Source organism: Pseudomonas sp. P4795 (genome assembly GCF_048822895.1).
Taxonomy (GTDB): domain Bacteria; phylum Pseudomonadota; class Gammaproteobacteria; order Pseudomonadales; family Pseudomonadaceae; genus Aquipseudomonas.
This window is the reverse complement of sequence record NZ_JBMFBT010000004.1, coordinates 558,157-575,129: the sequence shown is the minus strand read 5'-3', so window position 1 is coordinate 575,129 and position 16,973 is coordinate 558,157. Positions and strand designations below refer to the sequence as shown.

The following is a 16,973-nucleotide window of genomic DNA, read 5'->3' as shown; positions in this document are numbered from 1 at the left end:
GGTGTCGTCAGTCCCAAGCCCCCACAGTGAGCTCGTCGGTGCGCTTTATCGCGACCATCGCGGCTGGCTGCTGGGTTGGTTGCGGCGCAACGTGGCGTGCCCGCAACGTGCCGAAGACCTGAGCCAAGACACCTTCGTGCGCCTGCTCGGCCGCGATCAACTGCTCACCCCGCGCGAACCACGGGCCTTTCTGGTGGCGATCGCCAAAGGTCTGCTGTTCGATTACTTCCGCCGCGCCGCGCTGGAACAGGCTTATCTCACCGAACTGATGCTGATCCCCGAAGGCGAGCAGCCGTCGGTGGAACAACAGCAATTGATCCTCGAGGACCTCAAAGCCATCGACCGTATGCTCGGCAAACTGTCGACCAAGGCCCGCGCGGCTTTCCTTTATAACCGTCTCGACGGCCTGAGCCATGCCGAGATCGCCGATAAGCTCGGCGTGTCAGTGCCGCGCGTGCGCCAGTATCTGGCGCAAGGCATTCGTCAGTGCTACATCGCCCTGTACGGCGAGCCGACATGACCCCGGCCAGCTCCAGACCGGTTCCGGCGCATGTGCTGGACGCAGCGATTGCCTGGCAGCTGACCCTCGATTCGAGCAGTCCGCTAGAGCGCGAGGAGTTTGCCAAGTGGCACGCGGCGCATGAAGAACATGCCCGCGCCTGGCGTCAGTTGGGCATGCTCGATCAACGCTTCAGCGTGGCCAACGGCCCGGCGCGCAGTGCATTGCTGCAATCGCGCGAAGGTATTCGGCGGCGGGTGCGGGCCATTGGCAACGGTGTCGCCAGTGTGGTCGCGGTGATCGGTCTGGCGTTGTTTGCCGGAGATCGTTATCTGCCGCTGGATTACTGGCTCGCCGACCAGCGCACCGCCACTGGCGAGCAGCGCACTCTACGCCTGCCCGACGGCACCGTACTCAACCTCAATACCCACAGCGCCGTGGACGTGCGATTCGATGACAAGCAACGGCTGATCGTGTTGCAGGAAGGTGAAATCCTCATCGAAACCGCTCATGGCGATGCCCGGCCATTCATCGTCGAAACCGCCGAAGGCAGCATGCGCGCGCTGGGTACGCGATTCCTGGTCAAACGCGAAGACGCCGGCACGCGCCTGAGCGTGTTGCAGTCGGCAGTGGCCGCGCATCCGCAAGCCAATCCGCACGAGCAAATCCTGCGCGAAGGCCAGCAAGTACTGATCCGCAGCAACGGTCTGGAATCTGTCGTCGCCCTCACTCCCGGGGCCGATGCCTGGACCCGCGGCATGCTCGTGGTGGACAACGCACGACTGGAAGACTTGGTGCACGAACTCGGCCGCTACCGTCGCGGGCACCTGGGAATCGCCCCGGAAGTGGCCGATCTGCGCATCACCGGCAGCTTTCCGCTGCACGACACCGACAAAGCGTTGAGCGCCCTGCTCCCGACTCTGCCGGTGCAGATCGAACAGCACACGCCGTGGTGGGTGACCGTGGCCAAAGCCGACCCGGCACGTTAATAGAAATTATTTTCATCCAGCCCTATCACTTTTTGATTCTCGTTCGGCACACAGGCAATTGAGAAATATTTCCATTCAGGAGCCGCCGTATGTCCCGTTCGCTAGACACCTTGTTGCGCCCCAGTTTGCTGGCGGTCGCCATTGCCTTCAGCACCCCGCTGGTCAGCAGCCAACTGATCGCCGCTGAACAGGCGTCGAGCGTGCGCGCTTACAACCTGCCGGCGGCGCCCCTGTCCACCACGTTGAACCAGATCGCCAGTCAGGGCGGCCTCGCGCTGTCGCTGAACCCGGCGCTGGCCGCCGGCAAGACTTCGGCGGCGGTCAACGGCCAATACGATGCTGCCGGTGCTCTGCGCGCGGCCCTGCGTGGCACGGGTCTGCAACTGGAACAAAGCAGTGCCGGGACTTACACCCTGGTCGCCGTGCCGGACGGTGTCATGGCGCTGCCGGAAACCTCGGTGATCGGCGTAGAAAACATTGAAACCGCGTGGAGTCCGGTCGAAGGCTACACCGCGACGCGCACTGCCGCCGGCAGCAAGACTGACACCGCGCTGGTCGAAGCACCGCGTTCGATTTCGGTCGCCACCCGCCAGCAAATGGAAGACCGTGGCGTGCACAGCCTCGATGACGCCGTGCGCTACATGCCGGGCATCACCGCCAGCAGCTACGGCAGCGATACTCGCGCCGACTGGCTACGCGTGCGCGGCTTCGAACCGACTCAATTTCTCGACGGTTTGCCACTGCCCAAAGGCGTGTACGCCAACCCGAAACAGGAAACCTGGAACCTCGACCGCCTCGCCCTGCTGCGTGGCCCGGCCTCGTCGGTGTACGGCCAGACCCCGCCGGGCGGCTTGCTGGACATGGTCAGCCGTCGCCCAAGTGATGCGCAGAGCAGTGAAATCCAGCTGCAATACGGCAGCGACAACCACCGCCAGATCAACTTCGCCAGCACCGGCAAGATCGACGATGCCGGGCAGTTTCTCTACGGTATCAGCGGCGTAGTGCGCGACAGCGGCACTCAGGTCGACCACGTCGACAACAAGCGCTACAACATCGCGCCTAGCCTGACCTGGAACATTGACGAAGACACCAAATTCACCCTGCTCAGCCAGTTCACCCGCGACGATACCGGCATCACCAGCCAGTTTCTGCCGGTGCAGGGCACCAAGATCGACATGCCGTTCGGCAAGGTTTCTCACCACAAAAACCTCGGCGATCCGGACTGGGAATACTACGACCGTACTTACTACGCGCTGGGCTATGCGTTCGAACATCGTTTAAACGATACGTGGCAGTTCAAGCAGAACCTGCGTTACACCAAGTCGGATCTGTCATTCCAGTCGCTGACGCCAGGCTCCTATCCATTCACCCAGGTGGATGACCAGGGCAACGTCGGTCGCACCAGCACCAGCGTCGACGAAGACATCAGCCAGTTCGCGGTGGATAACCACTTCCAGGCCGACTTCGCCACCGGCGATATTCGTCACACCTTGCTGCTGGGGCTGGACCACCAGCGCAGCAACACCAACTACACCTCGATCTTCGGCGACGGCCTGACCACCAACGTGATCAACCCGATCTACGGCCAGCCAATCGTGCGCCCGGCGCGCTCGACCGCGTTCTACGATTACAACCAGAAGACCTTCCAGACTGGCCTGTATGTGCAGGACCAGATGGCTCTCGACCAATGGCGTCTGACCCTCGGCGGGCGGGAAGACTGGGTGCACACCAGCACTCAATTCATCAACAAGGGCGATGCAACCAACACCCAGCGCGACAAGGCGTTCAGCGGCAACGCGGCGCTCAGCTACGTGTTCGACTCGGGTTTCGTGCCGTACCTGTCGTACGCCGAGTCGTTCCAACCAACCACCGGCGCTGACGCCACTTCCACAGGCTCGCTCAAGCCAACCGAAGGCAAGCAGTGGGAATTGGGCATCAAGTACCAGCCACCTGGCAGCAAAACATTGCTGAGCGCTGCGGTGTATGACCTGACCCAGAAAAACGTCTCGGTCAGTAACTTCGTCAACGGCGTGTCGATCACCAGCCAGACCGGCGAAGTCAAAGTCAAAGGTCTGGAACTGGAAGCGGTGTCCGACGTCACCGACAACCTGAAGATCATTGCCGCCTACACCCTGGCCAAGTCCGAAGTGCAGAAAGGCACCGACAAAGGCAATCGCCTGCAACTGATGCCCAATCAACAAGCCTCGCTGTGGGCCGATTACACCTGGCATAACGGCGTGCTCGACGGCTTCGGTATCGGCGCTGGCGCGCGTTACACCGGCAACACCTACGGTGACAAGGCCAACACCTGGCTGGGCAAGGCTGACGCTTACACCGTGTTCGACGCCGCCGTGCATTACGACCTCGGTCGTCTGGACAACAGCCTCAAAGGCGCGTCGCTGGCACTCAACGCCACCAACCTGCTGGACAAGGAATACATTTCCACCTGCGACAGCTTCTACTGCTACTACGGCGACACGCGCAGTGTCGTCGCCAGCGCCACTTACAAGTGGTAAGCGACTGAGCTGAAATACGCACCGTCACCTGGCCGTCCTTCGTGGACGGCTTTGGTGTTTTTGAAGGTCATGAAATGAAAAGTAAAACAATCCGTCGCTGGTCGTTCATCCACACCTGGACCAGCCTGATCTGCACCGTGTTTTTGCTGATGCTGGCACTGACCGGTCTGCCGCTGATCTTCCATCACGAGATCGAACATCTGCTCGGTGATGCGCCGGAGTTGCGCGAGATGCCGGCCGATACGCCGCATCTGAATCTGGCGCAACTGGTCGAGGCAGCGGAAAAATATCGCCCCGGCGACGTCGTGCAGTATTTCGGCTTCGAAGACGATGAGCCGAACGCCGTCCTGACGATCATGGCGAAAACCGCCGGCACCGAACCGAACTCCTCGCACACGTTCATGCTCGATGCGCGTACCGGTGAAGCGCTGGAAATGCCTTCGGCCAATGGCGGGCTGATGCTGTTCATCCTGCGCCTGCACGTGGACATGTTCGCCGGGCTGCCGGGCAAGTTGATGCTGGCGTTCATGGGTTTGCTGTTTGTGATCGCGATTGTGTCGGGGACGGTGCTGTACCTGCCGTTCATGCGCCGCTTGAAATTCGGTACCGTGCGCCAGGACAAATCCACCCGCCTGCGCTGGCTCGACCTGCATAACCTGATTGGTGTAGTGACGTTGACTTGGGCGTTGGTGGTTGGCGTGACAGGGGTGATCAGCGCCTGCGCCGATTTGTTGATCGCAGCGTGGCGCAACGATGCGTTGAATACCTTGATTGCGCCCTACCGCGATGTACCGCCATTGACCCATCTGGCCCCGGCCACTCGTGTGTTGGAAATCGCCAGCGAAGTCGCACCCGGCATGAAGCCGGACTTTATCGCCTTCCCCGGCACACGGTTTTCCAGCGAGCACCATTACTCGGTGTTCATGAAGGGCGGCACGCATCTGACCTCGCACTTGCTCACGCCGGTGCTGATCGACGCCAGCACGCTCAAGGTCACCGCGGTGGCGGAGCGGCCGTGGTACATGGACGCGATGGGCATGTCGCAACCGCTGCATTTCGGTGACTACGGCGGCATGCCGATGAAAATCCTCTGGGCCACGCTGGATGTGCTGACGATCATTGTTCTGGGCAGTGGTGTGTATTTGTGGGTGGTGCGGCGCAGAGCCGCGAAAACGATTGTGGAAACAGCGGAGGCGCGTGCATGAAGCCGCGTCAGTCGAATTTCTGGAAAGTTTTCAGTACGCCACTGGTGATTGCGCTGTTGAGTGCAGCCGGGTTGTTTGCGGCGCTGTTGGGCGACGGGATCTGGGATGGTTTGAGTTGGGTCGGTCTCGGCGTTCCGGCCTTCCTGGCAATACGCGGTTTCCTGCCACGCAGATGAACGTGTAGGAGCTGCGGCACGCTGCGATCTTTTGATCTTGATCTTGAAGATCGCAGCGTGCCGCAGCTCCTACAGTGTTTGGCACAGCATCAAATCCCTCGCCAGCCATGCAGCTTCTGACTAGGCTAAGCCCCAGCACTTTGATGACTGCCGAGGAATGCCGATGTCCGCCCCCAGCATGACCCTGTTTCACAACACTCTCTCGCCATTCGTGCGCAAAGTCGTGGTGATGTTGCACGAGACCGGCCAGCAGGATCGCGTTGCCCTGCAAGACTGCATGCTCAGCCCGGTCAGCCCGGATGCGGCGCTGAATCAGGACAATCCGCTGGGCAAGATCCCGGCCCTGCGCCTGGCCGACGGCAATGTCATCCATGACAGCCGGGTCATCCTCGATTACCTCGACCACCAGCATGTCGGCAATCCGCTGATACCGCGCGAAGGCTCGGCGCGCTGGCGGCGTCTGACCCTGGCCTCAATGGCCGACGGGATCATGGACGCCTCCGTCATGGTGCGTTATGAACAAGTCCTGCGCGCCCCGGAAAAGCACTGGGACGAATGGCTGGAAGCCCAGCGCGAGAAGATCCGCCGCGGCCTCGCGCTGCTTGAGCGCGATGCGATTGCCGAACTGACCAGCCATTTCGATGTGGCGGCAATCAGCGTTGCCTGTGCGCTGGGTTACCTCGATCTGCGCTTTCCGGATCTGGGCTGGCGCGAAGCCAACCCGAATCTGGCCAACTGGTTCTTTGAAGTGAGCCAGCGGCCTTCGATGATTGCGACAATGCCCAAGGTCTAGGTCGGCTGTTCGGGCCGCATCGCTGGCAAGCCGGCTCCCACATTGGAACGCGTCTCCCTGTGGGAGCCAGCCTGCTGGCGATGGCACCAACTCGGTTGCGCTGGTAACACTGAAAACATCAGCGTCACCAACACCTCAATCTCCCGCCGATCCTCGCGCAGCCCTACCCGGCTCATTGCACCGCTCCAATATCAAACTCCAACTGCTCGCCCGGCTTCTGCCCGATCCCGTACCAGTCAAGTTTGCGTGTCAGCACCATGAACACACCGAGCAGACCAAACAGCAGCAGCGAGCCCATCAACAGCGCGTAATCCTCGGCACTCAACAAGCCGTAGAGCAGACCATACAACGCCGCCAGCCCCGCGGAAAAACTCAAGCCGTGGCGCACGCTGTGCAGCACGTGGCAGACATAAAACCCGATCAACATTACGCAACCACTGGCCGACAACACATACGCCGGGCCGAAACCGATGTGTTCCGACAGCGACAACAGCAACAGATAGAAGAACGCCAGCGCCACACCCACCAGCGCATATTGCACCGGGTGCACCGCGAGGCTTTTCAGCACCTCAAAGAGGAAGAAACCGGCGAACGTCAGGACGATGAACAGCAACGCGTACTTGATGGCGCGGTCGCTCTTCAGATACTGATCCACCGGATCGATGAAGCTCACACCAAAGCTACGGCCGTTGAACGCATCACAGTCCCCCGCCACGCAGCGGTTCATCGCTTCTTGCAGGTTGGTGGAGAAGAACGAGGTCTGCCAATTGGCGCTGAAACCCTGATCGGTAATCTCACGCTTGGCCGGCAGGAAGTTGCCGACAAAACTTGGGTGCGGCCAATTGGCTTCAAGGTTGACGCTGCTGGTCTTGCCCACCGGCAACACCTGCAACGAGCCGGTGCCTTGCAGACGCAGATCGAAACCGAACGGCAATTCGGTTGCTTTGCTGGTATCCAGCGCCGGCAGCATCACCCGCACACCTTCGCCGAGCCACGCCACTTGCGTGCCGGGCACGAAGTCCAGACGCTGACCTTCAACTTCCAGTTTCAGCGCATTTTCGATGCCGCGAATGTCGCTGATGCTGACCGCCAGAAACGGCGCGTCGAACTGGTAATCGGCAAAATCTTCCTTGATGCCCAGTTGCGCCGGCAGCGAGAAATGCCCGTTGATGCGAGTGTCGGCGTGGAACAGCCGCGCCTCATAAATACCCCGAGCACGCAGTTCAGTCTGTACCTTGCCGTCGAGTTCAAAGCGCTCCGGCAGGAAGTACAATCGCCCGCGTTCTTCGCCGATTTCCTGATAACGCTCGTCGCTTTTCTCTTTGGTTTTCCAGGTACGCACCACTTTGCGATACGGCACCACCATCACCGGCCCGCTGAGTTGCTGGCTGTAGCTGGAGCTGCGGGCAATGTCTTCAAGCACGCCGTCGCGCAGTTGCTGGCGATCATCGATCACGCCGTCGATCATCAGCAACGGCACCAGCAACAGCAGGATCAGCAGGGCAATTGCCCCGAGTTTTATTGTCAGATTTCGGTTCATCAGAACGCTCCCTGGTTGGAATGGGGCGAGTCTGCGAGCGCTGTATGGTTTTGTTATGGAGGTTGTGTGGGCTTTGCGTGGAAATACCTGTAAAAGGCTTTTTCCGGCAAGCATCGGCAGAACCGCCGCTGCTCTGTGGACGAAACTTGAACCAAGGACTACCCGATTGCGAAACAACTCATTCGACTTGATCAGGCATGTGGCCGCGCTGATGGTCCTGGTCAGCCATCACTTCGTGCTCTCGGGCTTCGAAGAGCCGGGCATTGCCGGCTACAACTCCTTGGGTGGCATCGCCGTCATCGCCTTCTTCTCGATTTCCGGCCTGCTGATCACACGCAGCTTCCTCAATGCCAGCAGCTTCACCGACTATCTGAGCAAACGCGTTGCACGGATATTCCCAGCGTTGATTGCCTGCGCCTTCATCATGACCTTCGTCGCCGGTGGACTGTTCGCAGAAGGTTACCTGACGTACTCCGCCGCGCTGGTCGATTTCCTGCGTATATCGGTATTCGGGCGAGCGGACATTGCGCAGATCACCAGCGACTTCATCTTCAGCGAATCCTTCAACGGCAGTCTCTGGACGCTGAAAATCGAGTTCGCGTTTTACTTGCTGTTGGCTGGCGCAATCGGTATTTACCGACGAGCGCTGATGCCCAGCGCATTGCTTGCGCTGTTTTGTATGGCAACCTTTGTATTGGGCAACGGTGTAACCCATCCACTCGCGCCGAAACTGGCGGTGTATGGCTGCGCGGGCATCGCGTTTTTCGCAGGCTCGCTACTGGCTTTCCATAAGCAATATCTTGGCTCTGCGCGCCGGCTGCTGCTGATGCTGGCGGGATCAGGTGGCTTGATCGTGGCGGCGATAGGAACTCCGTTGGCGGCGGTGATGGTCACGCTGGGAATCTGCCTGGCCACGTTGGCCCTCGGTCTGTTGTACGTCGATCACACCATTCGCGGCCGCTTCGATATCTCCTACGGCATTTATCTGTACGCATTTCCAGTGCAGCAACTGGTGATCAACAAGACCGCGCTGGCATTCTGGCCGTCGATGATCGCGTCGGCGCTGATCGTGATTGTGCTGGCCACTGCCTCTTGGCGCTGGGTAGAACGCCCGGCATTGCAATGGGCGCATCGCAAAAGGCAACGCGAAACCGAAGTGGCGACGGCGCCGGATTGAGGCGCATCAGGGCAAGCGCAAACTCACCTGCACACCGCCCTGCACGTTTTCGATCCGCAGCGCTCCGCCATGCAACTTGACCACTTCTTCGACGAAGTTAAGCCCAAGGCCGGTGCTTTTACGCCCACTGTCGGGACGCGGCAGCGAGTAGAAGCGCTCGCTGAGACGCGGCAATGCGTACTCAGGAATCGGCGCCGCTGCATTGAACAAGCGAAACTCGACCTGTTCCCCAACCCGCTCGGCGCTGAAGCGCATCAAGCCCTGTGGCGGGGTGAAATCCAGCGCATTGTCCAGCAGATTGCCCAAGGCCTGCCGCAACAGAAAAGGTTCGCCAATCAGCAGCAGATCACCTGCAATCTCGTGTTCGATGCGTAGCTGCTTGCCAGCAATCCGCGCCATCTGCGCCTGCAACAGCTCATCAACCAGAACGCCCAACGGCACCGCGACCCGTTCTTCCAGACCCTGACGCTGCTCGACGTGCGCCAGATCCAGCAGCCGTTCGATCAATAGCTGCATTCGCACACTTTCGCTGTCGATGTTGCCGACAAAGCGCTGGCGCTGAGCAAGCGGCATTTCACTGTGCAACAGCTCTGCCGCGCCGCGAATCGCCGCCAGCGGACTTTTCAGTTCGTGGGTCAGCGTGTGCACGTAGCGCTCGACGTAAGCCTTGCCTTCGAGCTGCGTGCGCATGTGCTGCACTGCTGTCGCGAGCTGCTCCAGTTCCCCGCCGCGATAGTGCGGCACTTCAACCCGGCGACCTTCGCTGACCGCTTGGGCATAACCGGTCAACCGGTGCAGCGCCCGGCTCAGCCACCATGAGAGCAACGCGCCGAACAACAAACCGAGGCCGATCAGCCCGGCGCCATACGCCAGCAAACGCCGCTCGGTGCGATCGACGTAGGGTTGCAGCGAGCTGTTGGGTTTGGCCACCGTCACCACGCCGATGATCTGGCCGTTGTCACGAATCGGCGCGCCGACGTGCATTACCGAGGAGTTCGGATCATCCGGATCGCTGCGACTGGAACGTGCGCCGTACTCGCCACGCAAAGTCAGGTAGACGTCGTTCCACTTCGAATAGTCCTGACCGACCGCAACGCCACTGGAATCCAGCACCACGCGGCCCTTGGCGTCGGTGACGTAGATGCGGTGATTGACCTGATTCTTCGGTAAACCCCAGATTGTCGCTTGCGGCTGGCGCTCGCCATACGCGCGCAGCAACTCTGGCCAGCGGTTCTCGCTTAGGGTGCCGGCCTTGAAATCGTCACGCAGGATTTCCGCCATCAGGTTGGCGGTATCGACCAGGGTTTCTTCGGTGGACTGACGCACGCCGGGGCGGATTTCTTCCATCACCGTGTTGAGCACAAAGTAGCCGGTCAGGCCGATGAACAGCACGTAAACGAGGAAAATCCGCAGCCCGAGCGACATCAGCTGTGCCCCGGACTGTAGCTGTAGCCGAGGCCGCGATGGGTCTGGATCGGCTCGGCTTCGGCGCGCACCAGCCGCAGCTTGGCGCGCAGGCTTTTGATGTGGCTGTCGATGCTGCGCTCGTAGCCGGCATCCGCCGCCACGCCCAAGGCATCGAGTAATTGTTCGCGGCTGAACACTCGTTCGGGTTGTTCGAGCAGGCATTGCAGCAGACGGAATTCATGCCGGGTCAGGGTCAATGCCTGACCGCGATAGCTGATTTGCACCCGCTCGGCATCGATGCGAAACAGCGCTGATGACGTTTCGGCCAGCGCTCGCGGCGCCATGCGTTTGAGAATCGCGCGAACCCGCGCCGCAACTTCGCGAGGGCTGAACGGCTTGACCACATAGTCGTCAGCGCCGATCTCCAGACCGACCACACGGTCGATCTCGGCATCCCGCGCGCTGAGAAACAGCACCGGCACTTCGCTGAAGCGTCGCAGCTGTTTGCAGGTTTCGAAACCGCTGATATCCGGCAGGCCGATGTCGAGGATGATCAGATCGGCCGGGGTCTGGCGCTGATGCTCCAGCGCCGCCGCGCCGAGGCTCACCCACGTCGTGGTAAAGCCCTCGCCCTGCAAGGCAAAAATCAGCGTGTCGGCAATCGCCGCTTCGTCTTCGACAATCAGGATATGCGGCATGGCGTCCGAGCCCGTGGTTAAGTGCGCGAACGGTGCCCCAAGCCTGACGTTACGTCAATGAGACCACTTAGCAATCCGGCTTGTCGGCGGTATAACGGCGTGCCGGATTGACTGCGGCATCAAACTCACGCAAGGCTTTGGCACCGATCAGCAGCGGGTAGTTGAAATGGCTGCGGTCGGTCAGGTTGACCTCGACGGTGCGCTTGACGTTACCCAGGCACAGCTCGAGATCGACCACCGGACGCTTGGCGGGATCGGCGCTGTCACGCTCGTCATCGTCCTCGTCGGAGCGACTCTTGATCTTGCTGATTCGCGCGACCTTGTGCTCGTAGACCTTGTTGCTCGCATCCTTGGTGGCCAGGCGGAACCGCACCCAGTCTTCACCATCGCGGGTGAAAGTCTCGATATCCTTGGCCGACAGCGAGGCGGTCAGTGCACCGGTGTCCATTTTCGCCTTGAGCACTTCACCGCCGATTTCCGGCAGCGCGATGTATTCGTAACGACCGTATAGCGTCGGCTCGGCGGCCATGACCGGCAGGGTCACCAGGGCAAGCAGTGCAAAGAGGGATTTCACGTAAGGGGCTTCCTTGGGGAGTTAGGCACGGGATTTTAGACCGTTGCCTCTGAATTCGTTCGGCAAACCAAAGATCAAAAGATCGCAGCCTGTGGCAGCTCCTACACCGATCTATGTAGGAGCTGCCACAGGCTGCGATCTTTTGATCTTAGCGAGATTGAGGTGAAACATTCGTCAGCGCCGATTTGGCCTGTCGCCCGAAGCTGCTTATCATGGCGCGCCATCCGATTTCAAAGAGTTGCTTATGCGCCGCCTGCTCACCGGCTGTTTCGTCACCCTGTTGCTGCTGCTCAACACCCTGATCCTGATCGGGCCGTTGCTGGTATTCGCCCTGCTCAAACTGGTCGCCCCCGGCCGCTGGCGCGATTACGCGTCCGGCGCGGTGATGTGGATTGCCGAGACCTGGGCAGAGATCGACAAGCTGATTTTCCGCCTGTGCATCCCCACCCAATGGGACATTCGCGGCGGCGACGATCTGCGTGGCGACACCTCGTATCTGGTAATCAGCAACCATCAGTCGTGGGTCGATATCCCGGCGCTGATCCAGACCCTCAACCGGCGTACGCCGTTCTTCAAGTTCTTCCTCAAGAAAGAACTGATCTGGGTGCCGTTTCTCGGGCTGGCGTGGTGGGCGCTGGACTACCCGTTCATGAAGCGCTACAGCAAGGCCTTTCTGGCGAAACATCCGCAACTGGCCGGCAAGGATCTGCAGATCACCAAAGCCGCTTGCGAACTGTTCAAACGCCAGCCCGTGACGGTGGTGAATTATCTGGAAGGCACGCGCTACACCGCAGCGAAAAGCGCTCAGCAGCAATCACCGTTCAAGCATCTGCTCAAGCCCAAGGCGGGCGGCGTGGCGTTTGTGCTGGCGGCGCTGGGCGAACAGCTGGACGCGGTTCTCGACGTGACCGTGGTTTATCCACAGCAGAAAATTCCCGGATTCTGGGACTTGATCAGCGGCGGCGTGCCACGGGTGATCATCGACATCCAGACCCGCGAGCTGGATCCGGCGCTGTGGCAGGGCGATTACGAAAATGATCCGCAGTTTCGCGTTCAGGTCCAGAACTGGGTCAACCAGCTCTGGACACTCAAGGATCAGCGCATCGCCGAGCTACACGGCGAGCGCCGCTGAATCAGCTACCGGTGCCAGTGCCCCAGATGCTGCCGAGGCTTTGCAACAGCGAACCGCCAACGCCCTGCTGACCAAGGTATTGCAGGATCACCGGGGCAAACTGGCCGATCATCCCGCTGTCCATGCCCAGCGCGCTGAAGGCACTGTTCAGGTCATTGGTGTCCTTGACGTTGCCCAAGGCGTTCTCCAGCCCGGCGGATTTGCCCGACGAACCCAGCAGCCCGCTCAACGCCGCAAGATTACCGCCGCCGCCCGACAGCTTGTCGATGCCGGGCACTTCCTTGGCCAACTGCGAATAGTCAGTGCTGCTGAGCTGGTTCTTCGCCAGCCCCAACATGGCACTGGTGCCACCCACCGCTTGCTGCGGCGTAACGTCCAGCGCACTCAGCGCGCTCAACAGACCCGCGGTTTCCGACGTCGGCGCTGCGGCAGCCGCCTTGTCGCCACCCTGCATGCCCGATACCGCACTCGCCACATCGTTCAGGTTGAAACCGGCAAACACCGGGCCGGCAGCCAGAGTCAGGAGCGATGCCAGGGCAAAACCGCGTGAAATCTTCATTCAGACATCCTCTTGTGGCGTAAAGACCGCCCACTCAGCGATCAAACTGCCGATTGGACCGGGTATTCATCGGCATGTTCCATCCTGGGCGGTGCACTTCCTCGCGCAAGATTGCTCGCGATCCCACACGTTTAGTTCGATTACTTCTGATGTAAATGGCAACTATTTCGAAAAGGACTAAAAGACTGTCATTTATGACAGTAGGAAATGTTGGCTCGACTACGGATGATTTGAGTTCAACTTACGTAACGGAGTACAAACGATGATGCTGAAACTTTTCACCGGTGCATTGGTTTGCCTGACCATGATGAGTACTGCGTACGCAGAGACCTGCGCGGAGGTATCTGTCACCACTTCAAGTGGCGCCCATGACGCCAAATTTACAGCTGCTCGCATCAAAGACGGAACCACTAAGCAAGCCAAATTGATCTGCCAGTATGATGCTGAAGGCAGCACTGGCATTACTACCGTTTACAAACCCGGAGCTCCGATAAAAGGCAAGGGAACCGCTTGGGAAAAGGGTGATTGTGCAGTCACCGACGGTGATGCCAAACAGTGCTCATACACACGTTGAATTTGATCGGCAAAAAAAGAGCAACCTGACCGGTTGCTCTTTTTCATGGACGCAACTTACGCCGCGCTGAACAACTTGTGCGGATCAATCACAAACTTCTTCGGCACGCCCGCATCGAACTCGCCGTAACCTTCCGGCGCCTGGTCGAGGCTGATGACCTGCACGCCCACCACTTCGGCAATGTTGATCCGGTCCCACATGATCGCCTGCATCAACTGGCGGTTGTACTTCATCACCGGCGTCTGCCCGGTGTGGAAGCTGTGGGATTTGGCCCAGCCGAGACCGAAGCGAATGCTCAGGCTGCCCATTTTCGCCGCGGCATCCACGGCGCCCGGATCTTCGGTCACGTACAGGCCCGGGATACCGATCTTGCCGGCGACACGCACCACGCCCATCAGCGAGTTGAGCACGGTGGCCGGCGCTTCGGATTTCACGCCATCGTGACCATGGCCACGCGCTTCGAAGCCAACACAGTCCACCGCGCAATCGACTTCTGGCTCGCCCAGCAACGCAGCGATCTGTTCATGCAGCGGTGTGTCTTTGGACAGGTCGACAATTTCAAAACCCTGCGCTTTGGCATGCGCCAGGCGGATGGTATTGACGTCACCAACGATCACCACCGCCGCGCCGAGTAAGCGTGCAGACGCTGCAGCGGCGAGACCGACCGGGCCGGCACCGGCGATATAAACGGTGCTGCCTGGACCGACGCCAGCGGTCACTGCGCCGTGATAGCCGGTTGGCAGAATGTCGGAAAGGCAGGTCAGGTCGCGGATTTTCTCCATGGCCCTGTCGCGATCCGGCAGCTTCAGCAGGTTGAAGTCGGCGTAAGGCACCAGCACGTATTCGGCCTGGCCACCGGTCCAGTCGCCCATGTCGACGTAGCCATAAGCACCGCCGGCACGGGCCGGGTTGACGGTCAGGCAGACGCCGGTGTGCTGCTCTTTGCAGGAACGGCAGCGCCCGCAAGCCACGTTGAACGGCACAGAGACGAGATCACCGATCTTCAGGTTCTCGACATCGGAGCCTTTTTCGATCACTTCGCCAGTGATTTCATGGCCCAGCACCAAACCGGTCTGCGCCGTCGTGCGGCCGCGCACCATGTGTTGGTCAGAGCCACAGATATTGGTTGAAACCACGCGCAGGATGACGCCGTGCTCAATCTTCCTGCCGCGCGGATCCTGCATTTTCGGATAGTCGATTTTCTGTACTTCGACCTTGCCCGCGCCGAGATACACCACACCACGATTGCCAGACATGCTTTCACCTCGCTGTTGTTTTTATGAAACCGCGTTGCCCAGGCAGGCAGCGCGTTAAGTGCTCGGGTACAGATGCTGTTTATGTGTTGCTTGTGAGGGCCTCATCGCTGGCAAGCCAGCGATAGCGGCCTAAAGAACGACAGTGCGATTGGCGTTGAGAAACACTCTTCGTTCGATGTGATACCCAACCGCCCGCGCCAAAGTCAGGCCCTCGATATCCCGCCCCTTGGCAATCAGATCCTCGGGATAGTGACTGTGATCCACCGCCTCGACGCCCTGGGCAATGATCGGCCCTTCATCGAGGTCGTTGTTGATGTAATGCGCGGTGGCGCCGACCAGTTTCACGCCTTTGTTGTAGGCCTGGTGATACGGCTTGGCGCCCTTGAAGCCCGGCAGCAGCGAGTGATGGATGTTGATCGCCTTGCCATCGAGCTTGCGGCACAGCTCCGGCGACAGCACCTGCATGTAGCGGGCGAGGATTACCAGCTCGGCGCCGGACTCTTCGATCACCTGCCAGACCTTGCGCTCCTGCGCCGGTTTGTCATTCGGGTCGAGGGGGAAATGGTGGTACGGGATCTGGTGCCAGTCGGCCAGCGGCTTGAGGTCTGGGTGATTCGATACCACGGCTGCAACGTCCATCGACAGCTGGCCAATGCGCTGGCGGTAGAGCAAGTCGTTGAGGCAGTGATCGGCCTTGGACACCATGATCACCACTTTCGGCCGGTAGTTCGGCGCGGTCAGCTCGAAGATCATGCCGAACGCCTGCCCGCGTTCGGCGAGGCCGGCGCGGAAGGATTGTTCGTCGAAACCATCGGGCTGACGGAATTCCACGCGGATGAAGAAACGGCCCGAGAGGCGGTCATCGAACGAGTGGTGCTCGGTGACGTAGCAACCCTGCTCGAACAGAAAACGCGTCACCGCGTCCACGGTGCCGAGGACGCTGGGGCAGTCGGCGGTCAGAATCCATGTGTCTGGGGCGCGGCTCATGGTGCGATGACTCCTGTTCTTTGTGCGGGGTGTCAGGTTTTTCCCTCACCCTAGCCCTCTCCCAGAGGGAGAGGGGACTGACCGAGGTGTTCTGTCGAGTTACGCCGACGTGAGATACCGAGTCGAACTCAGGCCCGAAAACTACACAAATCTGCTCCCTTTCCCCCTCTCCCCCTTGGGGGAGAGGGCTGGGGTGAGGGGGTAGCTTTTGATCTTTCAGGCCTGAACACTAAGCCCAAATTCAGCCGAAGCATCCTGCAACCACAACCACCAGTAATCCGAGAAACTGCGGCGAATCAGCAATTCCCAAGTGTCTTCGCCGGTATGGCGAATCATCAACTGCGACTTGGCAAACACCGTCCCGACAGCCTTGCCCACCGGAAAGCTGTTCGGATGCACGTCATAACTGGTGGATTTCATCAGCACCTGACGCACGTTCGGCCCGCTCAGTTCGAGCAGTTGCTGGCCGCCGCTGACGTTGACGATGGCGATATGCAGATCGCCCAGCGCTTCGCGCAGTTTCTGCTCGGCGGCGAACTCCTCACCGCTCGGCACGATCAGCAGCCACTCATCCGGGCCCATCCATTGCAGACTGCTTTCACCTTTGACGATCACGCTCAGGGCGCCGGGCAATTCGATGCCCAACGCCTTGTGCACGCCAGCAGCAAATGCAGCGTCATGACCATCACCACGAATGGTCAAATGGCCGAGCAGTTTCTTTTCGCGCACGGTCACGCCAGCGGTCTTGCGGCCCTTGCCGACCAGGCTGGCGAGGTCGGCGTGATGCAGCGACGACTCGGCTTTAGCCCCGGTAGTCGGGCGTTGTTGGTAAACATTGGCTGTGGTCATAAAGCACCCTTCCTGAATTCTGTTGGTTCCTGTGGGAGCTAG

At 60.1% G+C, this 16,973-nt stretch carries 17 protein-coding genes; 9 read left to right on the top strand and 8 right to left on the bottom strand.

Features of this window, described 5'->3' with window-relative positions; all coding sequences use genetic code 11:
• Window position 1 precedes the first annotated feature (1 nt).
• The 6 genes from ACOI8A_RS14715 (at window position 2) to ACOI8A_RS14690 (ending at window position 6,178) form a co-directional block, all read left to right on the top strand.
• Window positions 2-520 carry an RNA polymerase sigma factor gene (locus ACOI8A_RS14715; protein ID WP_420647522.1) on the top strand — a complete coding sequence of 173 codons (519 nt, stop codon included), beginning with the start codon at window positions 2-4 and terminating at the stop codon, window positions 518-520.
• Window positions 517-1,488, top strand: coding sequence for a FecR family protein (locus ACOI8A_RS14710; RefSeq protein ID WP_420647252.1), 972 nt, complete (start codon window positions 517-519; stop codon window positions 1,486-1,488). The genes ACOI8A_RS14715 and ACOI8A_RS14710 overlap by 4 nt, the downstream gene beginning before the upstream one ends.
• Window positions 1,489-1,577: 89 nt before the next feature.
• Window positions 1,578-4,004, top strand: coding sequence for a TonB-dependent siderophore receptor (locus ACOI8A_RS14705; RefSeq protein ID WP_420647253.1), 2,427 nt, complete (start codon window positions 1,578-1,580; stop codon window positions 4,002-4,004).
• Window positions 4,005-4,078: 74 nt separating this feature from the next.
• Window positions 4,079-5,209: a PepSY-associated TM helix domain-containing protein gene (locus ACOI8A_RS14700; RefSeq protein WP_420647254.1), complete on the top strand. Its 1,131-nt coding sequence runs from the start codon at window positions 4,079-4,081 to the stop codon at window positions 5,207-5,209.
• The gene (locus tag ACOI8A_RS14695; protein ID WP_420647255.1) at window positions 5,206-5,385 is read left to right on the top strand and encodes a hypothetical protein; all 180 of its coding nucleotides are present in this window, start codon (window positions 5,206-5,208) and stop codon (window positions 5,383-5,385) included. Before ACOI8A_RS14700 ends, ACOI8A_RS14695 begins: the two co-directional genes overlap by 4 nt.
• Window positions 5,386-5,548: 163 nt before the next feature.
• On the top strand, window positions 5,549-6,178 hold the full coding sequence (locus ACOI8A_RS14690) for a glutathione S-transferase (RefSeq protein ID WP_420647256.1): 630 nt from the start codon (window positions 5,549-5,551) through the stop codon (window positions 6,176-6,178).
• Window positions 6,179-6,350: 172 nt separating this feature from the next.
• Here the strand turns inward: ACOI8A_RS14690 and creD are convergent, their stop codons facing one another.
• On the bottom strand, window positions 6,351-7,718 hold the full coding sequence (creD, locus tag ACOI8A_RS14685) for a cell envelope integrity protein CreD (RefSeq protein ID WP_420647257.1): 1,368 nt from the start codon (window positions 7,716-7,718) through the stop codon (window positions 6,351-6,353).
• 166 nt (window positions 7,719-7,884) lie between these two features.
• Here creD and ACOI8A_RS14680 point away from each other — a divergent pair, with 166 nt between their 5' ends.
• A complete protein-coding gene (locus ACOI8A_RS14680; protein ID WP_420647258.1) occupies window positions 7,885-8,895 on the top strand; it encodes an acyltransferase family protein in 1,011 nt (336 codons plus the stop codon).
• A gap of 6 nt (window positions 8,896-8,901) precedes the next feature.
• Here ACOI8A_RS14680 and creC read toward each other — a convergent pair whose 3' ends face one another.
• From creC to ACOI8A_RS14665, 3 genes are all read right to left on the bottom strand, one after another.
• Window positions 8,902-10,320, bottom strand: a complete 1,419-nt coding sequence (gene creC, locus ACOI8A_RS14675) for a two-component system sensor histidine kinase CreC (protein WP_420647259.1) — start codon at window positions 10,318-10,320, stop codon at window positions 8,902-8,904.
• Window positions 10,320-11,000, bottom strand: coding sequence for a two-component system response regulator CreB (gene creB, locus ACOI8A_RS14670; RefSeq protein ID WP_420647260.1), 681 nt, complete (start codon window positions 10,998-11,000; stop codon window positions 10,320-10,322). The genes creC and creB overlap by 1 nt, the downstream gene beginning before the upstream one ends.
• Window positions 11,001-11,067: 67 nt before the next feature.
• Entirely contained in the window at window positions 11,068-11,574 is a 507-nt protein-coding gene (locus ACOI8A_RS14665; RefSeq protein ID WP_420647261.1) for an ATP-dependent zinc protease, read from the bottom strand.
• 244 nt (window positions 11,575-11,818) lie between these two features.
• Between ACOI8A_RS14665 and ACOI8A_RS14660 the strand changes: the two genes are divergently transcribed.
• Window positions 11,819-12,706 carry an acyltransferase gene (locus ACOI8A_RS14660; protein ID WP_420647262.1) on the top strand — a complete coding sequence of 296 codons (888 nt, stop codon included), beginning with the start codon at window positions 11,819-11,821 and terminating at the stop codon, window positions 12,704-12,706.
• Between the two features lies 1 nt (window position 12,707).
• Here ACOI8A_RS14660 and ACOI8A_RS14655 read toward each other — a convergent pair whose 3' ends face one another.
• Entirely contained in the window at window positions 12,708-13,265 is a 558-nt protein-coding gene (locus ACOI8A_RS14655) for a DUF2780 domain-containing protein (RefSeq protein ID WP_420647263.1), read from the bottom strand.
• 262 nt (window positions 13,266-13,527) lie between these two features.
• On the opposite strand from ACOI8A_RS14655, the gene ACOI8A_RS14650 reads away from it, so the two are divergent.
• Complete coding sequence (locus ACOI8A_RS14650) at window positions 13,528-13,839, top strand: hypothetical protein (RefSeq protein ID WP_420647264.1); 312 nt, start codon at window positions 13,528-13,530, stop codon at window positions 13,837-13,839.
• Window positions 13,840-13,895: 56 nt separating this feature from the next.
• Here ACOI8A_RS14650 and fdhA read toward each other — a convergent pair whose 3' ends face one another.
• The 3 genes from fdhA to ACOI8A_RS14635 form a co-directional block, all read right to left on the bottom strand.
• On the bottom strand, window positions 13,896-15,095 hold the full coding sequence (fdhA, locus tag ACOI8A_RS14645) for a formaldehyde dehydrogenase, glutathione-independent (RefSeq protein ID WP_420647265.1): 1,200 nt from the start codon (window positions 15,093-15,095) through the stop codon (window positions 13,896-13,898).
• A 129-nt stretch (window positions 15,096-15,224) separates the two neighbouring features.
• Window positions 15,225-16,082: a formyltetrahydrofolate deformylase gene (gene purU / locus ACOI8A_RS14640; RefSeq protein WP_420647266.1), complete on the bottom strand. Its 858-nt coding sequence runs from the start codon at window positions 16,080-16,082 to the stop codon at window positions 15,225-15,227.
• A 216-nt stretch (window positions 16,083-16,298) separates the two neighbouring features.
• Window positions 16,299-16,931 carry a sarcosine oxidase subunit gamma gene (locus ACOI8A_RS14635; protein WP_420647267.1) on the bottom strand — a complete coding sequence of 211 codons (633 nt, stop codon included), beginning with the start codon at window positions 16,929-16,931 and terminating at the stop codon, window positions 16,299-16,301.
• Between the last annotated feature and the right edge of the window lie 42 nt (window positions 16,932-16,973).